The sequence below is a fragment of the Marinobacter sp. AL4B genome (assembly GCF_019916045.1).
GTDB lineage: Bacteria > Pseudomonadota > Gammaproteobacteria > Pseudomonadales > Oleiphilaceae > Marinobacter.
In genome coordinates this window covers 1-1,027 of the sequence record NZ_JAILWZ010000014.1, presented here as the reverse complement: position 1 = coordinate 1,027, position 1,027 = coordinate 1, and the positions used below count along the sequence as shown (strand labels likewise).

The 1,027-nt window shown below is 52.4% G+C and carries 1 protein-coding gene; it reads left to right on the top strand.

The window, feature by feature from the left end; genetic code table 11:
* The coding region (tuf, locus tag K5L82_RS16540) for an elongation factor Tu (RefSeq protein ID WP_223134967.1) at positions 1-1,027 on the top strand (1,027 nt) is incomplete at both ends.

Here is a 1,027-nt window from a genome sequence, read left to right as displayed (position 1 = left end):
TGTCTAAAGAAAAATTTGAACGTAGTAAGCCGCACGTAAACGTCGGTACCATCGGTCACGTTGACCATGGTAAGACCACTCTGACCGCTGCTCTGACTCGTGTATGTCACGAAGTTTGGGGTACAGGTTCTGCAAGTGCTTTCGACCAGATCGATAACGCACCGGAAGAGCGTGCACGTGGTATAACCATCGCCACTTCACACGTTGAGTACGATTCTCCGACCCGTCACTACGCACACGTAGACTGCCCGGGCCACGCTGACTATGTTAAAAACATGATCACTGGTGCGGCACAGATGGACGGCGCGATCCTGGTTTGTTCCGCAGCTGACGGCCCTATGCCGCAGACTCGTGAGCACATCCTGCTGTCTCGTCAGGTTGGTGTTCCTTTCATCGTTGTGTTCCTGAACAAGGCGGACATGGTTGATGATGAAGAGCTGCTTGAGCTGGTTGAGATGGAAGTTCGTGACCTGCTGAGCATGTACGACTTCCCGGGCGACGACACTCCGATCGTTACCGGTTCTGCGTTGATGGCTTTGGAAGGTAAAGACGACAACGAAATGGGTACTACCGCTGTTAAGAAGCTGGTAGAAGCTCTGGACGCGTACATCCCGGATCCTGAGCGTGCTGTTGATCAGCCGTTCCTGATGCCGATCGAGGACGTATTCTCTATCTCTGGCCGTGGTACTGTTGTAACCGGTCGTGTAGAACGCGGTATCGTCAAGGTTGGTGAAGAAGTTGAAATCGTTGGTATCAAAGATACCGTGAAGACAACTTGTACTGGCGTTGAAATGTTCCGTAAGCTGCTCGACGAAGGTCGTGCGGGTGAGAACGTAGGTGTTCTGCTGCGTGGTACCAAGCGTGACGACGTTGAGCGTGGTCAGGTTCTGTGTAAGCCGGGTTCTATCAACCCGCACACCAAGTTCGAGTGTGAAGTGTACGTATTGTCCAAAGAAGAAGGTGGTCGTCATACTCCATTCTTCAAGGGCTACCGTCCTCAGTTCTACTTCCGTACCACAGACGTGAC